The 15,837-nt window shown below is 62.8% G+C and carries 13 protein-coding genes and 1 pseudogene; 8 read left to right on the forward strand and 6 right to left on the reverse strand.

Going from position 1 to position 15,837, the window contains the following annotated elements; genetic code table 11:
- Positions 1-81: 81 nt before the first annotated feature.
- The 4 genes from AAHK21_RS00095 to AAHK21_RS00110 all read right to left on the reverse strand — a co-directional run bounded on the left by AAHK21_RS00095 (position 82) and on the right by AAHK21_RS00110 (position 6,776).
- The gene (locus AAHK21_RS00095) at positions 82-1,284 is read right to left on the reverse strand and encodes an EAL domain-containing protein (RefSeq protein ID WP_367855936.1); all 1,203 of its coding nucleotides are present in this window, start codon (positions 1,282-1,284) and stop codon (positions 82-84) included.
- Positions 1,285-1,395: 111 nt separating this feature from the next.
- The gene (locus AAHK21_RS00100) at positions 1,396-5,076 is read right to left on the reverse strand and encodes a transporter substrate-binding domain-containing protein (protein WP_367855937.1); all 3,681 of its coding nucleotides are present in this window, start codon (positions 5,074-5,076) and stop codon (positions 1,396-1,398) included.
- On the reverse strand, positions 5,077-5,703 hold the full coding sequence (locus AAHK21_RS00105; protein ID WP_367858921.1) for a response regulator: 627 nt from the start codon (positions 5,701-5,703) through the stop codon (positions 5,077-5,079).
- A 131-nt stretch (positions 5,704-5,834) separates the two neighbouring features.
- Positions 5,835-6,776, reverse strand: a complete 942-nt coding sequence (locus AAHK21_RS00110) for an EAL domain-containing protein (RefSeq protein ID WP_367858923.1) — start codon at positions 6,774-6,776, stop codon at positions 5,835-5,837.
- Positions 6,777-6,842: 66 nt separating this feature from the next.
- On the opposite strand from AAHK21_RS00110, the gene AAHK21_RS00115 reads away from it, so the two are divergent.
- Positions 6,843-6,965, forward strand: coding sequence for a hypothetical protein (locus AAHK21_RS00115; protein ID WP_367859039.1), 123 nt, complete (start codon positions 6,843-6,845; stop codon positions 6,963-6,965).
- Positions 6,966-7,248: 283 nt separating this feature from the next.
- Positions 7,249-7,593 (forward strand): annotated as a pseudogene (locus AAHK21_RS00120) (amidase family protein); the annotation flags it as partial.
- An 80-nt stretch (positions 7,594-7,673) separates the two neighbouring features.
- Here the strand turns inward: AAHK21_RS00120 and AAHK21_RS00125 are convergent.
- Positions 7,674-8,573 (reverse strand): proline iminopeptidase-family hydrolase, encoded by a 900-nt coding sequence (locus AAHK21_RS00125; protein ID WP_367855938.1) that lies wholly within the window; start codon positions 8,571-8,573, stop codon positions 7,674-7,676.
- Between the two features lie 99 nt (positions 8,574-8,672).
- Positions 8,673-9,434 (reverse strand): LuxR family transcriptional regulator, encoded by a 762-nt coding sequence (locus AAHK21_RS00130; protein ID WP_038706159.1) that lies wholly within the window; start codon positions 9,432-9,434, stop codon positions 8,673-8,675.
- Between the two features lie 172 nt (positions 9,435-9,606).
- Between AAHK21_RS00130 and AAHK21_RS00135 the strand changes: the two genes are divergently transcribed.
- From AAHK21_RS00135 to AAHK21_RS00160, 6 genes are read left to right on the forward strand one after another with little or no spacing between them, the layout of a single operon-like run.
- Positions 9,607-10,497: a proline iminopeptidase-family hydrolase gene (locus AAHK21_RS00135; RefSeq protein ID WP_023631947.1), complete on the forward strand. Its 891-nt coding sequence runs from the start codon at positions 9,607-9,609 to the stop codon at positions 10,495-10,497.
- Positions 10,498-10,500: 3 nt separating this feature from the next.
- Positions 10,501-11,448, forward strand: a complete 948-nt coding sequence (locus AAHK21_RS00140) for an ABC transporter permease (protein WP_367855939.1) — start codon at positions 10,501-10,503, stop codon at positions 11,446-11,448.
- Entirely contained in the window at positions 11,445-12,299 is an 855-nt protein-coding gene (locus AAHK21_RS00145) for an ABC transporter permease (protein WP_367855940.1), read from the forward strand. Before AAHK21_RS00140 ends, AAHK21_RS00145 begins: the two co-directional genes overlap by 4 nt.
- On the forward strand, positions 12,296-13,282 hold the full coding sequence (locus tag AAHK21_RS00150; protein WP_367855941.1) for an ABC transporter ATP-binding protein: 987 nt from the start codon (positions 12,296-12,298) through the stop codon (positions 13,280-13,282). Before AAHK21_RS00145 ends, AAHK21_RS00150 begins: the two co-directional genes overlap by 4 nt.
- Positions 13,279-14,253 (forward strand): ABC transporter ATP-binding protein, encoded by a 975-nt coding sequence (locus tag AAHK21_RS00155; RefSeq protein WP_367855942.1) that lies wholly within the window; start codon positions 13,279-13,281, stop codon positions 14,251-14,253. The genes AAHK21_RS00150 and AAHK21_RS00155 overlap by 4 nt, the downstream gene beginning before the upstream one ends.
- Positions 14,254-14,287: 34 nt before the next feature.
- On the forward strand, positions 14,288-15,829 hold the full coding sequence (locus AAHK21_RS00160; RefSeq protein ID WP_367855943.1) for an ABC transporter substrate-binding protein: 1,542 nt from the start codon (positions 14,288-14,290) through the stop codon (positions 15,827-15,829).
- The last annotated feature ends 8 nt before the right edge of the window (positions 15,830-15,837 follow it).

Genomic DNA, 15,837 nt, shown 5'->3' on the forward strand with positions numbered 1-15,837 from the left:
ACTTATCATCATAACAGTCGAGTCATAAGCGCACTTATGACTTGGTTGAGAACACAATATCGCGCTTGTTTGGCGACCCACTCAAGATCCGGATGTAACGCCTCTCTGCAGCCCCAGCCAGTTCAAAAGACTCGCCGCCGACATTGGCCGCGCGCACAAGTATCCTTGCCCTTGAGTGCAACCAAGCTCCACCAGTACCTTGCGCTGCTCTTCGGTTTCAATTCCCTCGACCACCACCGCCATGCCCAAGGCCTCGCCCAGCGCCAGTGTGCTGCTGATAACGGCGCGGCGGCGTGGCTCGCTTCTCAAGCCGCGGACGAATTCGCCGTCGAGCTTGATTTCGTTGAAGGGCAACTGACACAGCCGCTGCAGTGATGAGAACCCCGCGCCAAAATCGTCGATGGACAAGCCACACCCCATCATGCGCAGACGCACCAGGCATTCCAGGCTGATCGCAGGCGCTTCGAGCAGCCCTGTCTCGGTCAACTCGAACGTCACCCCGGTGCCGGGTAAGTCATGTTCAGCCAACAGGGCCTGGATCCTGCCCGTGAGTGTCGGATTGACCAACTGGCTCGCATGCAGATTGAAGGCAACATTCAGGGCGAACCCCTGGTCGATTGCCTGGCGCTGAAGTTGCAAGCCTTGTTCCAATTGCTGGAACAGCAAATCGTCCATCCATCCGCATCGTTCGATAACCGGCATGAACGCCGATGGCGGCAGTACGCCCTTGAATGGATGGTGCCAACGGGCCAGGGCCTCGATGCTGCACACGACGCCCGTCTTGAGATTGAACTTGGGTTGAAAGTACGCATGCAATTGATGGCCAGCGAGTGCCTGGCGAACTTCATCTTCGGTGGCCGGTACAACAGGCAGTACGCCCGACTCATTGATGGGCTCATTCAAGTGTCTGGCCAGCAGAAGTTTTAGCGCCCCAGGTTGCAAAGGCTTGTTGACATCGCCCCTCAGCGCCATGCCCAGCAGCGAAACCAATTGCCCGAGTACGGCGTGGGTATCGGCTGACAGCGCACTGCTGATGATGATCGACCCCGCCCGCCCGGTTCTGCCCAGATCCTGCAAGAAATCCATGGTCCCCGTACTTTCCATGGGCAAGTCACACAGCGTGATATCCAATGGACCGTTCTTTTCGAGCACGTTCAGTGCGTGCGCGCCATCGGCGGCCACGAAGACGCTCTGGCACCCCGATTGCCGCAGCCTGTTGGCTATCGTTGAAGAACGGGAGAAAGACTCGCCAAGAACCAGAATGCGCAACGGAAGCATGGGCATGGGCGCGGCTCGCAAGGAAAGTAATGAGCCAATTATCCGTACCTGGTTGACTGACTTCTTTAGGAAACGTCCTTGGCAATGTAGGAAATTTCCGATGGCGACAACCCATTTCTAATCAATGACGTCGCCCACATGCCCGTCGACAGCTGGCGGGGCAGCCATGTTTTGCTCCAACTCAAGCGCCAGTCGTTCCATTGCCTGCTGCACGGCATCCACCGCCTCAGTCAGCCCATCAGCCGCGGGGCTCACACAGATGGCCTCCAACTGCTCGCAGCACAGAATCAGGTTGCCCGCCTTGATGATACGTGCGCCCCCCTTGACCCGATGGGCGAGAGCGGACAGCCCCGACAGGTCGTGCTCACCGAACAGTTTGATCAGCTGCAACATATCCTCTTCATTGCTACTGGCCAGGTCACTCAACAGCTTGCTGATCACGACATGATCGCCACGGGTCAACTGCCGCAGGCTGCTCAGGTCGATGTCGCGCTCGACATCAAGGCTCAGGGTGCCATGCACCGATGATTCGAAGGTGGTCTGCACCGAAGCCAGCCTGGCACTCAGATCCCCTAGGCTGATCGGCTTGAACAGACAATCGTCCATGCCCTCGCCCAGGCAGCGGTCTTTTTCCTCAGGCTGGGCATTGGCCGTGAGGCCAAGGATCAAACAAGGCTTGGCACCCGAGTACTTTTCTTCGTCACGAATGGCCCGTGCCAGTTCGTAGCCGTTCATCACTGGCATATTACAGTCGGTAATCACCACATCGAAGTGACCTTTGCGCCAGGCACGCAGACCATGGGCACCATCCTCGGCATCGCTGACGCCATGCCCCAGGTAGGACAACTGCTGGGAGAGCAGCAGACGGTTGGCCGGGTAATCGTCGATCACCAGAATGTTCAGCACACTCGCCTGTGCTGTCAGTTCCGCCGCAGGCTGCTCGTCAACAGGCATGGGTTGCAGAATCAAGAGATCGAGCTGGATGTCCACTTGCGTGCCTTTGCCCGGCACGCTGATCAGATGCAAATGCCCATCCATCATTTCACACAGCGTACGGCTGATGACCAGACCTAGGCCCGAACCGCCCCGGGCCGACTGATGATTGTTGCGGGCCTGGCTGAATGGGTTGAACAACAGTGCCTGATCTTCGCAGGAAATGCCGATACCGGAATCCTTCACCTGAACATGAAGCGCCAGGCGCTCACCACCAGCACCGACTACAGCCTGGACGCTCAAGCGAACTTCGCCTTCGTCGGTGAACTTGATCGCGTTGCTCAACAGATTGGACAGGATCTGCTTGAAGCGCAGGGGATCGATAAGCACATCGCGGCAGGCCTTGAGATCGAAATCCAGCAGCAGTTGCACGCCCTTCTGTCGTGCCACCCCTTCGAACATGCGCACCACCGACTCCACCAGTTCACGCAGACTGGCCCGCTCCGGGATCAGGGACAAACGGCCGGATTCAATCCGTGCGATATCGAGAATGTCGCCGATCAGGTCGAGCAACCCGCGTGCCGCCCCCGAGGCGACCTCGATTGCGAAGCGGTCCATGACGCCCTGGTCCGCCTTTTTCAATGCCAGTTCGAGCATGCCGATCACGGCATTCATCGGTGTACGGATTTCATGGCTCATGGTCGCCAGAAAGGTGGTCTTAGCCCGATTGGCGTCGTCGGCACACTGCTTGGCATTTTGCAGCTCGTCCAGCAAACGCTGACGATCGCTGATGTCGATCCAACCAGCGATAATGCCCATCACCACGCCTTCACTGGTGTGATACGGCAGCATCCAGTGATACACCGTGTGGACCACGCCGTCGCTGTGGATGTAGGTGCGGTCCTTGATCCACCGCGTTCCACTCTCCATGACCTTGACGTACTCGGCCTGGAATGTCTCGGCGTCGGCGCGGCCAACCACCGAGCTGTCGCTGAGCCGCTGGCCCATCACGGCTTCGCGTGGAAGCCCCAAGGCTTCAAGGTAGGCCGTGTTGCAACTGATCAGGCGTCCTTCACAGTCACGGACGTAGATTGCGTGGGGCGTGCCATCGATCAAGGCGCGCATGAACTCCATCTGGTCGTTGAGCGCCAGTTCGGTCTTTTCGCGAATGGATACCAGTTTGCGCAGATGAACGATCCACATCAGTGCCAGCATCAACAACAAGGCGAAGATGACAAAACCCTGGATGACCGCCGAGCGACGATTGCGCCAGCTGTCGTTGTCGATCACCACATCGTGACGCCAACGGCGCGTCAATTCATCCAGTTCCTCCGGAGGAATGCTGCGCAGCGCCTTGTCCAGAACGGAGTACAACTCAAACGCCCCCCGGTCGGTGGCGAAACTGGTCTGGACCGATTGCGCACCGACAACATTGGCCACTCGCAGGCGCTCCCGGTACTGACGCAGAATCAGGTAACGCCCGTTGATCAGGGCATTGATGGCGCCGTCCGCCTCACCGCTATCCACCAGCGCCATGGCCTCGGCGGCAGTTGCCGTATCGACCAACTGGATGTCCGGAAACTTTTCGCTGATAAATCCCCGTAGCGCGTTACCGCTGCGCAGCGCCAGGCGTTTGCCGGCCATGTCTTCCAGGGAACGCGCGCTGCCCGCTTCGTCCCGGGTGATCAGGACGAACGGGCTGGTCAGGAATGAGCGGGTAAAGCGCAGTTTTTCCTCACGAACGGCAGTAGGCGTGAACGCCGCGATAAGGTCCGCCTTGCCCGCCTGGATCAGCCCCACCAGCTCATCCATCGAGCTCCCGCGCAGAACATCGAATTGCAAGCCCGTGCGCTGGCTGACCTTGGCCAGCACGTCGGCACTGATGCCCCGGAACTCACCCCGCCCATCAAAAAAGGAGACCGGTACAAGGCTGTCGTTGACCGCCACCGTCAGGCGGGGATGCGCTTGCATCCAGCGTTGTTCAGTCGCCGTGAACTGCAACGGATCAAGGCCGACGACATTCAGGTCTCCTGCCCCCCAACGGTGCAGAATCGTCATGCGCTCAGTAATCGGGATCGCCTCCAGCGCGGCATTGAGGATGTAGCGCAATTGGTTGTTGCGCTGATTCACGGCGAACGAAAAATGCGTGCTGTACGCGCCCGGCAAGGTCGTCAGCAGGACATCATTGAGGAAGTACTTGCCAGCAACGTAGTGCGTGCTGATGGCATCACCTAGATAGGCCTCAGCCTGATTGAACGCGACAGCGCCGATCCCGTTCTGCGCCAGTGTGTGAAGCTGCAACTGAGCCCTGGGATAGGCGGCGCTGACCATTTCCGTCGACTGACCGTTATCAAGCATCGCCAGGCGACTGTCAGCCAGGTCCGCGGCCACAGCCCCAGCGGAGCCACTGCGCGTCACCAGCACGGACGGCGTCTGCACATAGGCGCTGGTGAGCGCCAGCTCCGGATCGGTTCCATCGAAGCTGTTGACGGTGCCTACCAGGTCCAGGTCGCCATCCCTGAGTGCCTGCATCGCCTCGGCGCGGGATTCATAGCGAAACACTTCGATCCTGATGTGCAGCATGCCGGCCAGCAGCGCGGCATAATCGGCCGTGATGCCCTCGTAGTCCTGGCCATTGGTGATGATGTCGAAGGGGATATATTCCGGCACCGATACGCCCAACCGCAGCGTGTTTTTGTTGCGTAACCAGCCCCAGTCCACCTCCTCCAGCACCACCGAAGGCAGTTCACCCTTCGAGCGGCCAAAGAGGTTCAAGGTTTGCTGAGCGGCTTGCGCCGGCGCAAGGCTCCCCAGCAGGCCGAGCAGGCAGCCAGTCAGTGCGAGGCAACGCAGAAGCGTGCTCATTCAGATCAGGTTGTTGCGTTTGGCGAAATCGGCCAGGTACACGACCGACTTGACGTTGAGCTTTTCAATGAGACGGGTTTTATAGGTGCTGACGGTCTTGTTGCTCAGCAACATGGCATCACCGATCTCCTTGTTGCTCAGGCCCCTGGCCAGTTGCTGCAAAATGATCAGTTCTCGATCTGACAGGCCGCGGATCATCTCTAGTTCCGTGGCATCGATATCGCTGCGGCGTACCGAATTCCCTGCCAGGTTGGGAAAGAAGGTGTAGCCGGCCATCAGCGCCTTGATCGCCTTGCTCAGCTCGCTCAGGTCATCGGTTTTCGAGATATAGCCGGCAGCCCCCGCCTTCAGGCAGCGCATGGCGTAGAACGTCGCGGACTGTGAGGTCAGCACCAGGATCTTGCTCGACAGTTTCAGGCCGCAGATCCGGTTGATGACTTCAAGTCCGTCCAGGCTGGGCATGGCTATATCCAGCAAGATAAGGGCAGGCTCATGCTGGCGGGCCAGTTGTACGGCGTCGACACCATTGGCGGCCTCTGCCACGACTTCGAAATGCTCACGCTCAAGCAACATCTTGACGGTCGCCCGAATGAACGGGTGATCGTCTACAACCAACGCTTTATGCATTTGAACCTCACTGCAGTACGCACAGAAAATGTTCGCGACAAAAGGACCATGCATCCTGAAATTATGGACCACACCACTGACTTGCGCCCGGTGTGCTAGCTGTCATGTCGAGCTGTCTCGAAAAGCGAAACCTAGCGCTCAGGCGGTGAATCAGGCGCTTGCAACCAGCGTAGAAACCGCGGGGCTTCCATCGGGTCCGCCAGATGGAAGCCTTGCCCAAACGAACACCCCATCTCCAGCAGCCCATCACGGATAACCTGGCTGCCGACACCTTCGATGACCAGGCTCATGTCCAGTACCTGGGCCAACGCCACAGTGCTGGAGACCATTGCCCGAGTGCGAGGGTCCTTGATGGCTCGGACAAGCTGGCCGTCGAGCTTGAGCTGGTTGAACGGCAGCTGGCAGAGCAACATCAACGAAGAAAAGCCCATGCCAAAGTCATCGATCGACAAACCGCATCCCAGCCTGCGCAAGCGCAAGAGGTTTTCCCAGGTGGCGCGCGGGATATCAAGCAAGCCGTTTTCCGCCACTTCGAACAACAACGTCGAGCCAGGGAAATCGTGACATTCCAACACCTGTCCAATGTGCTTGATCAGGCCATCACGGGCCAATTGCGAGGCGTGAAGATTGAATGCCAGCTCCAGGCTCAGACCCTGCCGGCGCAAGGTACACAGCAGGGCCATCCCTTGCTCCAGCAGTTGCTTGAGCATCTCATCGAGCAGGTCGTAGGCCAGCACCGCGGCCAGAAAATCCTTGGGCAACAACAGCCCTCTGGCGGGGTGTTGCCAGCGAACCAGTGCCTCTGCCCCGGCCAACGCGGCTGTCTTCATATTGAACTTGGGCTGAAACCATGCCTTGAACTCCCCCCGAGCCAGCCCCTGTCGCACATCCCTTTCGCTGGGTAGCCGAGCGTGAGGTGACGGTTCGGCCCGCGGCGGTTGCTGCCGATGGGCATAGCGACCTAGCAGGTCCTGCAACCTGTGCACCTGTGTGGGTTTGCTCAGGGCTCCCAGCATCTGCAACCCGGACAGGCAGCTCAACTGCTCGAGTGCTCGACGTATTTCCGGCTTCATTTCGCCGCACAGCACAACCGCACGAGCCAGGCCACTCTCTCCTGACCGGGAGAGGAATTCCAGGCAGTGGACGGCGCGATTGCCCAGGCCGCAGAGGACAATGTCCACGCCGCCATCCCGGGCTATCTGGGCCAGGGCCCGCTCGCTGTCATCCGCCTGCAGAATGTCGTGGATGCCCAGATGCCGTAGCGCCTTCACCAACGCGTCACGCTGAGACGATTGATGTTCCAGGACCAGGACGCTAAGGGAGCCCATCTTTCCAGTTACTCTGCTAATGGCTTGAGATGAAATGTTCGCGATTCCGCATCATTGAAAACGAAGGACTTTTCTCGGCAATTTGTAGGAAATTTCCTAGGCGCAAGCTTGGATGGATGCAGGAGTGCTTTCTGATAGTAGTGTTCGAAACCTGAATGATTTCCAGTAAGCCACAAAGCCTTTTCACCGTATCCAGCAACGGCACAGCAACCAAGGGGATTGGATGGATGGGCTTGAGCTGGATGCAGTGCTCTTCCCGACCGTGGCCGACGTCGGGCCGGCGAATGCCGACATCGATCCGCAGTCAGCGGACATTGCATGGCGCAATGGCACTTGGGTGGCCAACGGCAACCTGGCGATCCGCCACCTGGGCGTGCCGACCGTGACCGTGCCGATGGGTATCATGGCAGACATAGGCATGCCGGTTGGGCTGACCTTTGCAGGTCGTGCCTATGACGACTCCAAGCTGCTGCGCCTGGCCTCGGCATTCGAATCCACGGGGACCAGGCGCATGGGCCCGCCTCGCACCCCCGCCTTATCTGCGACCGGTCAAGGTGTCTGACAACGCCGCCCAAAAAACTCAGGCCTGCCGGGCAAAACCCGGACAGGCCTGAGGAAGGGAAAACTATCGGTCGTTAACGGCTACAAACTCTCGTCCAGGAACTTCACCACCGTTCCCATGCACGCTACCCGCTCCTCCACATGAGGCATGTGGCTGGAGTTCTCGAACAACGCCCAGCGGATACCGGGGATCAGGTCCAGGTACGGCTTGACCACCAGCGGCGTGGCCTCGTCATAGCGCCCGGAGATCAGCAGGCTCGGCACGTTGATCCGTGGCAGGCGGTCGACGATGGTCCAGTCCTTGGTGCTGCCGATGATGTGGAACTCGTTCGGCCCGGTCATGGCGTGGTATACGGTCGGGTCGGCCTCCACCTGGGCGAAGGTGCGTGCCACCTCTTCCGGCCAGGGCTTGAGCCGGCACACGTGGCGGTCGTAGAACACCTGGGTGGCGGCGATGTAGTCGGCCGCGGTGTAGTCGCCCACGGCTTCGTGGCGCAGCAGGGTTTCCTGGACGTCCTTGGGCAGCTCCTCGCGCAGGCGGTTGGCCTCGCGCACCCAGGTGCGCATGTCGGCCGGCGAGTTGGCGATCACCAGGCAGCGCAGGCCCCTGGGCTGGCGCACTGCGTGTTCGCTGGCGAGCATGCCGCCCCAGGACTGGCCCAGCAATGCGTAGCGCTCGCTGATGCCCAAATGCTCGAGCAGGTTGTCGAGCTCATCCAGGAACAGCTTCACCGTCCAGAACGATGGCGGCATCTGCGGCAGGTGGGTGGAACGGCCGTTGCCCAACTGGTCGTAGTGGATGACCGGGTAGCCACCGGCGGCGACATCTTTATAGGCATCGACATAGTCGTAGGTGCAGCCCGGGCCGCCGTGCAGGATGACCAGGGGGGTGCGGCCACAGGCCAGGTCGCCGGTGACGCGGTACCAAGTCTGGTATTCGCCAAAGGGGGCAAAACCTTCACGCGATGAGGTGAGTTCCATTTCATCCGGCTCCATGTGAATCATGGAACACACGATAACCCTATGCGCAACGCGGCATAACTAGAGAGTTCGCTAGGTTTTCGGTTTTTTTTGCCCCTTTCACGGATCGAGCAGGCGGTAATGCACCGCCCGGGCGACCGCCTGGACGCGGTTCTTGGCCCCGAGCTTGTGCATGGCTGAGGTCAGGTGCAGGGAAATCGTCGCCAGCGAGCGATTGAGCTTGTCGGCGATCTCCCCTGCCGTCAGGCCTTCGGCGGCCCAGCGCAGGCACTCGACTTCGCGGCGGGTCAGACGGATGGCGCGGGTGGAGGACTCCTTGGCCAGCAAGGGATAGGCCGCCTCCTGCAGGGCGTGAGCGATCTGGCTGAAATCGCCCAGGTGCTCCCGGGCGTCGTCCAGGTCGCGCTGGCTGGCCTGGGGGCGCAGGCCGGTCAGGGTCGCCAGCCCGCCCCGTGGCAGGTGGATCGGCACGGTCACGCCGCAGGTCAGCTGCGCATCGTGCAGGTAGCCGACCACCGGGGCGTGGCGACGGTCAATGTGGCGCTGCAGGATGGTCTCGCCCTTGGGCAGGTACGACCAGACGAAGGGCGCGATGGAGGACACGGCAACCTGCTGTACCGGGTCGATCTGGTAGAAACCCTCGGAACACCACAGGTCCTGCCAGTCCTTCGGGGTCTGGCGCAGTCGGACCACGCTCGGGGTGATCAGCTCGCCGACATGATCCAGCGGCACCGGGCTGTAGTCGTACACGAGGGCATCAAAGCCCAGTTCTGCCGCCAGTTCGGCGACGCTGTCCATCTGTTCGTCGAGGCTCTTGTCCGACGCCAGACGGGCATTGAGTTCAGCCACCTTGGCCTGCATACCTGACACTCCCTGTGATTCCTTTTGGATTTCCATCTCGAAGTCCGGCACGTAGAATGCCACGGCTTGGCGCGGGACTGCCATACAAAACCTATAGGAAACACTAGCTTGTAGGCGACGAAATCTCCTGCGCTAGTTATAGCTCCAAGCCATGGCCAACAGGAGAGTAGCGATGTGGCGTGAGATGCAACCTGACCAGCGGTTCGATGTAGAGGTCGATGGCCACAACGTCGTGGTGTACAGCTTTGGCGAAGGGGACGAGGTGCTGTTGTGCCTCAATGGCGGACCGGGGCTGCCTTGCGACTACCTGCGCGACGCCCATGCCTGGCTCAAGGACAAGGGTATCCGCGTGGTCGCCTTCGACCAGTTGGGTACCGGCGCCTCCGACCGCCCGGATGACGACAGCCTGTGGAACATCACCCGCTACGTGGCCGAGGTCGAACGCGTGCGCCAGGCCCTGGACCTGGGGCGCGTGCACATGCTGGGGCATTCCTGGGGCGGCTGGCTGGCGATCGAGTACGCCATTCATCACCCGCAGTCGCTGAAAAGTCTGATTCTCGAAAACACTGTCGGTGACATTCCGCACCTGATCACCGAGCTTGAGCGCCTGCGCGGCGCGCTTGGCAGCGAGACCGTGGCGATGATGCAGCGCCACGAGGCCCTGGGCACCCTCGACCATCCCCAGTACCAGGCGGCCATCACCCTGCTCAACTACCGCCACGTCTGCCGCCTCGAGCAGTGGCCGGCGCCGATCCAGCGCTCGCTGGGCGACTGGAACATGGGCCCGTACAGCACCATGCAGGGCCCCAACGAGTTCCTTTATATCGGCAACCTCAAGGACTGGAACCGCCTCGAGCAGATGGGCGAGTTCCGCATGCCGGTGCTGATCACCACCGGCCAGCACGACGAGCTGACCCCCGCCTGCGCCATGCGCATGAACCTGGCCCTGCACGGCCGCGCCGAGCTGCACGTGTTCCCCAACAGTAGCCACATGCCGTTCTACGAAGAACCTCAGGCCTATTTCCCGGTGTTGCTGGACTTCCTGCAACGCAACCGGGGTTGATCGATGAGCCTGGCACGTTACCGGTTCGTCCTGATCCGCCCGTTGCAACTGCTGCCGGTACTGCTGGGCATCAGCATCATCACCTTCGTGCTGGTGCGCTCGATCCCCGGCGACCCGGCGCGGGTGCTGCTGGGCGCGCGCAGCACGCCGGACGCGATCGCGAAGATTCGCGCCCAGTTCGGCCTCGACGAGCCGATCTGGGTGCAGTACCTGTACTTTCTGAAGAACCTGCTCAACGGCGACCTGGGCAAGTCATTGCTGTACAAGGTCGACGCGCTGCCGCTGATTGCCGGGCGCATCGAGCCGACCGTGTTGCTGGTGCTGGGCAGCGTGCTGCTGGCGTTGCTGATCGCCGTGCCGCTGGCCACCCTCGCTGCCCGGCACAAGGGCGGCTGGGCCGACAACCTGATTCGCTTGTTCACCACCGCCGGGCTCGGCCTGCCGGCCTTCTGGCTGGGGCTGATGCTGATCCTGCTGTTCAGCGTGCACTGGGGGCTGTTCCCGGTGTCCGGCTATGGCCGCACCTGGCCAGACAAACTGCACCACCTGGTGCTGCCGTGCCTGACCATCGCCCTGGCGCTCTCGGCGGTGCTGGTGCGCAACCTGCGCGCAAGCATTCTCCTGGAGCTGCAGGCCGACCACGTCACCGCTGCCCGCGCCCGCGGCCTGGGCGAAGGCGCGATCCTGCGCCGGCACGTCCTGCCCAACGCCATGCTGCCGACCATCAACCTGCTGGCGGTCAACATCGGCTGGCTGATCAGCGGCACCGTGGTGATCGAAAGCCTGTTCTCGCTACCCGGCGTCGGCCAGTTGCTGGTGCGCGGCATCTTCACCCGCGACTACATGGTGGTCCAGGGCGTGGCCATGGTGCTGGCCTGCGCCACGGTGGCGGTGAATTTCATCGCCGACGTGGTGACCACCGCCCTCGACCCGCGGGTGACCATCCAATGAGCCAGAGCCCCGCACTGGCGCTGCGCTGGCGCCTGGCCTGGCACCTGGGCAGTGGCCGCCTGACGCTGTATTGCGGCCTGGCGATCGTCCTCGGCTGGTGCCTGCTGGCCTTGTTCGCGCCATGGATAGCACCGTTCGACCCGCTGGCGCAGAACGCCGACCTGCGCCTGGCCGCGCCCAGCCTTGGTCACCCGTTCGGTACCGACAATTTTGGCCGCGACATCCTTTCACGGGTGATCTGGGGCGCGCGCATCGACCTGCAGATGGCGCTGATCGGGGTGATCTTCCCGTTCCTGCTCGGCACCTGCATCGGCGCGGTATCAGGTTACGTCGGCGGGTTGCTGGACAACGTCTGCATGCGCCTGGTCGATATCGTCCTGGCCTTCCCGTTCCTGGTGCTGATGCTGGCGATCATGGCCATCCTCGGCCCAGGCCTGGGCAGCTTCTACATCGCCATGGCCCTGGTCGGCTGGGTGTCCTATGCGCGGCTGATCCGCTCGCAGATCCTGGTGCTCAAGCAAGGCGATTTCGCCCTGGCCGCCAGGAGCCTGGGGTTCAGCCACCGACGAGTACTGTTCGGCCACCTGCTGCCCAACGCCCTGTTCGGCTCGGTGGTGTTCTGCATGTCGGATGCCGTGCTGGTGCTGCTCAACGGCGCGGCCGTCAGCTACCTGGGCCTTGGCGTGCAACCGCCCACCCCGGAGTGGGGCACCATGGTGGCCGAGGGGCAAAGCTTCATCACCAGCGCCTGGTGGATCTGCACCTTCCCGGGCCTGGCCGTGGTGACCCTGGCCATGGGCTTCAGCCTGCTGGCCGACGGCGTAGCCGAGCTTCTGGGAGACCGCACATGAGCCCTGCCCTGCTCCAGGTCCGCGAACTGAGCGTCATCGCCCGCGCCGGCCAACGCGATGTCACCCTGGTCGATCGCCTGTCCTTCGACCTCGGCGAGGGCGAGATCCTCGGCCTGGTGGGCGAAAGCGGCTCGGGCAAGACCCTGGCCTGTCGCGGCCTGATGCGCCTGCTGCCGTCGCCCAACCTGCGCCTCGAAGGCCAGGCCGTGCGCCTGGCCGGCAACGACCTGCTGCGCCTGGACGAAGCCGGCATGCGCCGTATGCGCGGTCGCGAGCTGGGCATGATCTTCCAGAACCCCAGCAGCCACCTCGACCCGCTGATGCGCATCGGCGCGCAGATCGCCGAGGGCATCCGTCTGCACCAGGGCGCCTCGCGGCGCGAAGCGCGGGCCGAGGCCATCGAGGTGCTGCGCCAGGTCGGCATCCCCGACCCGAAAACCCGCGTCGACAGCTATCCCCACGAGTTCTCCGGCGGCATGCGGCAACGGGCGATGATCGCCGTGGCCCTGGGCTGCAACCCCAAGGTGCTGATCGCCGACGAGCCGACCACGGCGCTGGACGTCACCGTGCAGGCGCAGATCCTGCGCCTGCTGCTCGAGCTGCGCGACCGCCGCGGCCTGTCGATGATCCTGATCAGCCACGACCTCGGCGTGGTCGCGCAGACCTGCGACAGCATCGCCGTGATGTACGCCGGGCGCCTGTGTGAACACGGCGCCAAGCAGGCCCTGCTGAGCCAGCCGCGCCACCCCTACAGCGCCGGGCTGCTGGCCTGCCATCCCGCGGCGCGGCGGCACGCGGGGCTGATGAACACCATTGCCGGGCAACCGCCGCTGCTCGACGCCCTGCCCGCAGGATGCCGCTTCGAACCGCGCTGCCCCCAGGCCACGCCAGACTGCCGGACACAATTGCCGGAACTGCGGGTGATCGGCCCCGGCCATCGCCTGGCCTGCCATACCCCGCTGCTGGCCGGAGGCCTGTCATGACCACGCTGTTGCAGGTCAACGACCTGCATGTGCAGTTCCCCGCCCCGGGCGGCGGCCTGTTGAACCTGCGTCCACGCAAGGTCAACGCTGTCAACGGCGCGTCGCTGAGCCTTGCCGCCGGCCAGGCCCTGGGCCTGGTGGGCGAGTCGGGTTGCGGCAAGAGCACCCTGGCCCGGGCCATCCTGCAACTGACCCCGGCCAGCAGCGGCCAGGTGCTGTTCGACGGCAGCGACATGCGCCAGGGCAACCGCGTGGATATCGAGCGCCTGCGCCGCGAGACCGCGATGATCTTCCAGGACCCGTACAGCGCGCTCAATCCACGCCAGCGCATCGGCCAGATCCTTGCCGAGGTGCTGCGGGTGCAGCGCAAGGTGCCCGCCGCGCAGATCCCCGCCCGGGTCGCCGAGCTGCTCGGCCTGGTCGGCCTGCGCGCGGAACTTGCCGAGCGCAAGCCCGGTTCGCTCAGTGGCGGCCAGTGCCAGCGGGTCGGCATCGCCCGGGCGCTGGCCGTCGAGCCGAGGCTGATCGTCGCCGACGAATGCGTTGCCGCCCTCGACGTGTCGATCCAGGGGCAGATCATCAACCTGCTGCTGGAACTGCGCCAGCGCATGGGCCTGGCCCTGCTGTTCATCACCCACGACCTGGGCGTGGTACGCCACCTGTGCGACCGGGTGGCGGTGATGTACCTGGGGCGCATCGTCGAGGAAGGCCCGGTGGCCGAGGTCTTCGACGACCCGCGCCATCCCTACACCGCCGCGCTGGTGCAGTCCATCGCCGACATCGACCCGGCCCGGCGCCTGCCGCAGCAGCCGCTGGCCGGCGAGCCGCCGAGCCCGCTGCAGCCACCGTCCGGCTGCGCCTTTCACCCTCGTTGCCGCCACGCGTTGCCCCAGTGCGGCGCAGATATTCCCCCCAGCCACGCAGAAGGTGGCCGCTACCATGCCTGCGTCCACCCGCGACTGCCGTGCTGACCCACCCCACATAACCATCAAACGGAGCTTGAGCATGAAACCCACCGCATTGAAGTTACTCACCGCCGCCGTGCTGGCCGCCAGCACCCTGGCCGGCGGCATGGCCCAGGCCGCCGGCGTGCTGACCATCGGCTGCCGCGAGGAGAGCACCACCTTCGACCCGATCAAGAGCGCGCAGAACCGCGACAGCTGGGTCTTCGCCAACGTCTACGACGTGCTGGTGCGCGTAGACAACAGCGGCACCAAGCTGCTGCCGGGCCTGGCCGAAAGCTGGAAGGTTTCCGACGACGGCCTGACCTATACCTTCAAGGTCCGCGCAGCCAAGTTCTCCGACGGCTCGCCGCTGACTGCCAGCGATGCGGCGTTCTCCCTGCTGCGCATCCGCGACAACCCCGGCTCACTGTGGTCCGACTCCTACAAGATCATCGACAAGGCCGAAGCGCCGGATGACCGCACCCTGGTGGTGACCCTGAAGAACAAGTCGGTGCCGTTCCTCGCGCAGCTGGCCACCGCCAACGTGTCGATCCTGTCGAAAAAGGCCATGGACGCCATCGGCGAAGAGGCCTACGCCCAGGAGCCGGTGACCTCCGGCGCGTTCAAGGTCAAGGAGTGGCTGCGCGGCGACCGCGTGATCCTGGAGAAGAACCCCTACTTCTGGGAAGCCGACAAGGTCAGCCTGGACGGCGTCGAGTGGATCTCCATTCCCGACGACAATACGCGCATGCTCAAGGTCCAGGCTGGCGAGCTGGACTCGGCGATCTTCGTGCCGTTCTCCCGCGTAGACACGCTGCAGAAGGACAAGAGCCTGACCATCCACATCGACCCGTCGACCCGCGAGGACCACCTGCTCATCAACCATGAGAAAGGCCTGCTGGGCAAGGTCGAGGTTCGCGAGGCCATCGACCTGGCGATCGACAAGAAGGCGCTGGTGGAAACCGTGACCTTCGGCCATGGCGAGGCGGCCTACTCTTACATTCCAAAAGGCGCGCTGTACCACAATGCCGCCAACCCGCAACGCCCGTTCGACCCGGCCAAGGCCCGTGAACTGCTGAAGAAGGCCGGCGCCGAAGGGCTCAAGGTCAACTACGTGGTCAACGCCGGCAACGAGGCCGACGAGCAGATCGCCGTGCTGGTGCAGAAGCAGCTGGCCGACGTCGGCATCACCGCCAACCTGCAGAAGGTCGACCCGACCCAGAGCTGGCAGATGCTGGTCGACGGCGACTACGACCTGTCGGTGATGTACTGGACCAACGACGTGCTCGACCCGGACCAGAAGACCACCTTCGTGCTGGGCCACGACACCAACATGAACTACATGACCCGCTACCACAACGACAAGGTCAAGGACCTGGTGGCCGCGGCCCGGGTGGAAACCGACCCGATCAAGCGCAAGCAGATGTATGAGGATCTGCAGAAGCTGGCCAAGCAGGACGTGCACTGGATCGACCTGTACTACAGCCCGTACATCAACATCTCGCGCAGCAATATCCAGAACTTCCTGCAGAACCCGTTGGGCCGTTTCACGCTCGAGGAAACGGTGAAGCAGGATGCAGGGGTGAAGACTGCACAGAAGTGAAGGTCAGG

Origin of the sequence: Pseudomonas sp. TE50-2 (assembly GCF_040813665.1) — a bacterium.
Lineage (GTDB): Bacteria > Pseudomonadota > Gammaproteobacteria > Pseudomonadales > Pseudomonadaceae > Aquipseudomonas > Aquipseudomonas soli.